At 65.6% G+C, this 730-nt stretch carries 1 protein-coding gene; it reads left to right on the forward strand.

Translation table 11 applies throughout. The features are described from left to right. Positions 1-83: 83 nt before the first annotated feature. Positions 84-730: helix-turn-helix domain-containing protein (locus FAB82_RS26475; protein WP_136537589.1), on the forward strand; the 647-nt coding region annotated here is incomplete at its 3' end.

Consider the following 730-nt stretch of genomic DNA (forward strand, 5'->3'; position numbering starts at 1 on the left):
GTCGGGTTGACAGTGTGTTGGTTCAAGACATAGGAAACCCATGTCTCGGGTCATAGGAAACTTTTCGGTGTCTGATCTCGGGCATGTCGAAAGCCCGTCTGGTCATCACCGCCGTCATCCTCGAAGGCCGCTCCCAAACCGAGGTCGCCCGGGAATACGGGGTCTCGAAAGGCTGGGTGTCCAAGCTCGTCGCCCGCTACCGGCTCGAGGGCGCGGCCGCGTTCGAACCGAAATCCAAGCGCCCCAAGTCCTCGCCCAATCAGACCAGCACCGAAACAGTCAACCTGATCGTGGAGCTGCGCGAGAAGCTCACCGCGGTGGGCCTCGATGCCGGACCCCACACCATCGCCCGGCACCTGCAACAACACCACAAGAACACCATCTCGACCGCGACCATCCACCGCCACCTCGCCAAGGCAGGCCTGGTCGAACCCGCCCCGAAGAAACGCCCGCGCTCCTCCTACATCCGCTTCGAAGCCGCCATGCCGGGCGAATGCTGGCAGGCCGACTTCACCCACTACCGGCTCGCAGGCGGCCAAAACACCGAGATCCCCACCTGGCTCGACGACTGCACCCGCTACGCCCTCTCCGTGACCGCGCACGAGCGGGTCACCGGCCCGATCACCCAGGGCACCTTCCAAGCCGCCTATGAAGCACATGGCGTCCCGGCCTCGACCCTGACCGACAACGGCCTGGTCTTCACCACCCGCCTCGCCGGCGGCCGCGGCGG

The organism is Glycomyces buryatensis (assembly GCF_004912275.1).
Classification (GTDB): domain Bacteria; phylum Actinomycetota; class Actinomycetes; order Mycobacteriales; family Micromonosporaceae; genus Glycomyces; species Glycomyces buryatensis.